The sequence below is a fragment of the Okeania sp. genome (genome assembly GCF_983059655.1).
On the sequence record NZ_CEZPJD010000716.1, the window covers coordinates 1 to 2,688 of the forward strand.

The 2,688-nt window shown below is 37.6% G+C and carries 3 protein-coding genes; 2 read left to right on the plus strand and 1 reads right to left on the minus strand.

Features of this window, described 5'->3' with window-relative positions; genetic code table 11:
- A partial coding sequence (locus AC3DU7_RS27200) for a hypothetical protein (RefSeq protein ID WP_488042388.1) occupies positions 1-181 on the plus strand: 181 nt, incomplete at its 5' end.
- Positions 182-335: 154 nt separating this feature from the next.
- Here the strand turns inward: AC3DU7_RS27200 and apcB are convergent.
- Entirely contained in the window at positions 336-845 is a 510-nt protein-coding gene (gene apcB, locus AC3DU7_RS27205) for an allophycocyanin subunit beta (protein ID WP_488042389.1), read from the minus strand.
- A gap of 256 nt (positions 846-1,101) precedes the next feature.
- Between apcB and glnA the strand changes: the two genes are divergently transcribed.
- Positions 1,102-2,523 (plus strand): type I glutamate--ammonia ligase, encoded by a 1,422-nt coding sequence (gene glnA, locus AC3DU7_RS27210; RefSeq protein WP_488042390.1) that lies wholly within the window; start codon positions 1,102-1,104, stop codon positions 2,521-2,523.
- Positions 2,524-2,688: the final 165 nt, after the last annotated feature.

Sequence of the window (2,688 nt, forward strand, 5' to 3'; positions counted from 1 at the left end):
CTATAGCAATCCTATTTTATTTGTGTATAAAAATCTTACCGTTTTTAGGGAACAGGGAACAGGGAACAGGGAACAGGTGGGAGTTTCAGTTTTTAGGGAACAGGGAACAGGGAACAGGGAACAGGGAACAGGGAACAGGGAACAGGTGGGAGTTTCAGTTCTTTTATCTACTTTTTTATAAATTGTTAAAATCCGCTTCATTAATGTTAAAAAAAATCAAAAGAATTAAACTAATTACTGAGTTCTGAAAAAACTGTAGGGATTTGAAAACCAAATCCCATTTTTACCCTTGGTAATGAATAATTATTCATTATTAATTATTCATTATTAATTAATTAAATGTCTTTTTCAGCTAACTCACTAATCAAATGGTCGAAGGGTGCTTCTAGAAAAGCACCAGTTTCAATACCTGCTGCTGCCACCTCAGATTTAACAAGTTCTTTAAGAATGCCAATTCCTACCAAAGTAGGTCCAATAGGTACTTCTAGAGAATTGTAGGTTTCTCGAAGACCTTGTAAGACCCTTTCATCCAAAACATCCGTGTTACCTGCGACCAAAGCATAAGTAGCATAGCGTAGATAATAATCCATATCCCGCAGACAAGCAGCATAACGGCGAGTTGTGTAAGCATTACCACCCGGACGAATTAATTCCGGCTGTTGTGCAAACAATGTAATCCCAGCTTGCTTAACCAAACTAGCAGCCATAGAATTAATTAATGTAGCAGCTTGTACTCGCGCAGTACCAGTTTCAAAATAAGATTTTAATCGATCGACAGCATCCCTATCCAAATAACGACCTTTAGCATCGTAATTTTCTATTAAGCTAGTGATAGTGTCCCGCATATAACTATTCTCCCAACAATTTCTTAAATCTTCTATCTTACCCTACTATAAATTGACACCTAGAAGAATCATTTGATTCAGGCTAGGAAATATTGTAATATTAGATACAAAAAATTAACTATTTTGGTTCTTATGATCGGCCGGATATATTCTGATTAGAGCTTTGTTAAGAAAGCCCAAATTTAAAACGGATGTATTCTGATTAGAGCTATTCTTCATTGTGAAGAAAGGCAAAATTTAAAACTTAGGAGCTAATATGGCACAAACAGCCCAAGATGTATTGAACTGGATTAACAATGATGACATTCAAGTTATTGATTTGAAATTCATTGATCTACCTGGTATTTGGCAACATTTAACACTTCACAAAAGTCAAATTGATGAGAGTTCCTTTACAGATGGAGTTGCCTTCGACGGTTCTAGTATCCGTGGTTGGAAAAATATTAATGAGTCAGACATGATGATGACACTCGATCCAACCACTGCTTGGATTGACCCATTTATGGCTGAACCGACATTAAGTGTAATTTGTAGTATTAAAGAACCTCGAACTGGCGAATGGTATAGTCGTTGTCCCAGAGTTATTGCCCAGAAAGCAGTTGATTATTTAAAATCAACAGGTATTGGGGATACAGTATTCTTTGGTCCAGAAGCTGAATTCTTTGTATTTGAAGATGCTCGGTTTGACCAAACTGAAAATAAAGCTTATTACTATGTAGATAGTATAGAAGGTCGCTGGAATTCTGGTAGTGAAGAACCAGGTGGTAATAAAGCTTATAAACCAGGTTATAAGCAAGGTTACTTCCCTGTATCTCCAACCGATACAATGCAGGATTTGCGGACAGAAATGTTGTTAACAATGGCCAAGTGTGGTGTTCCCATTGAAAAGCATCACCACGAAGTGGCTACAGGTGGTCAGAATGAGTTGGGTTTTCAGTTTGGCAAATTGGTAGATGCTGCAGACAACTTGATGATTTATAAGTATGTCATCAAGAATGTGGGCAAAAAATATGGCAAAACTATTACTTTCATGCCCAAGCCTATATTTAACGATAATGGTTCGGGGATGCACTGTCACCAGTCAATCTGGAAAGATGGACAACCTTTATTCTGGGGTGATGGTTATGCAAACTTGAGCAAGATTGCACTTAATTATATTGGTGGTATCCTCAAGCACGCTCCGGCAATCTTGGCATTTTCTAATCCTTCTACTAATTCCTATAAGCGATTAGTTCCTGGATTTGAAGCTCCAGTAAACTTAGCTTATTCTCAAGGTAACCGCTCTGCTTCTGTTCGGATTCCTTTAAGCGGTACAAATCCCAAGGCCAAGCGACTAGAGTTCCGTTGTCCTGATGCTAGTTGTAACCCCTATTTAGCTTTTGCTGCGATGCTTTGTGCTGGTATTGATGGGATTAAGAATGAAATTGACCCTGGCGACTCTTTGGATGTGGATATTTATGACCTCACTCCTGAAGAGTTAAGCAAGATTCCTTCTACTCCTGGGTCTCTAGAAGGTGCTTTGGAAGCTTTAGAAAAAGACCATGAATTTTTAACTACTGGTGGAGTCTTTACAGAGGACTTGATTCAAACTTGGATTGAGTACAAGTTGGATAATGAGGTTAACCCCATGCGTCTGCGTCCTCATCCTTATGAGTTTTCTCTCTACTACGATTGCTAAATCAATAAGTACAACTCAGGAGTTAGGAGGAAAGAAGTTTTTCTCAAAGTTTAAGGAATGAGTATTTTATTACTTATATGATTTAGAAAAACTAAGGTTAAATCTATTTAAGCTTTGCTGTTTAACTTCTGTATTTTATTCAATCCTCATGCCTAAGTAGGAACT

What these genes read in the sequence shown, in the direction of transcription:
- apcB (WP_488042389.1), bottom strand. Translation starts at nt 845, where the DNA reads ATGCGGGACACTATCACTAGCTTAATAGAAAATTACGATGCTAAAGGT.
- glnA (WP_488042390.1), top strand. Translation starts at nt 1,102, where the DNA reads ATGGCACAAACAGCCCAAGATGTATTGAACTGGATTAACAATGATGAC.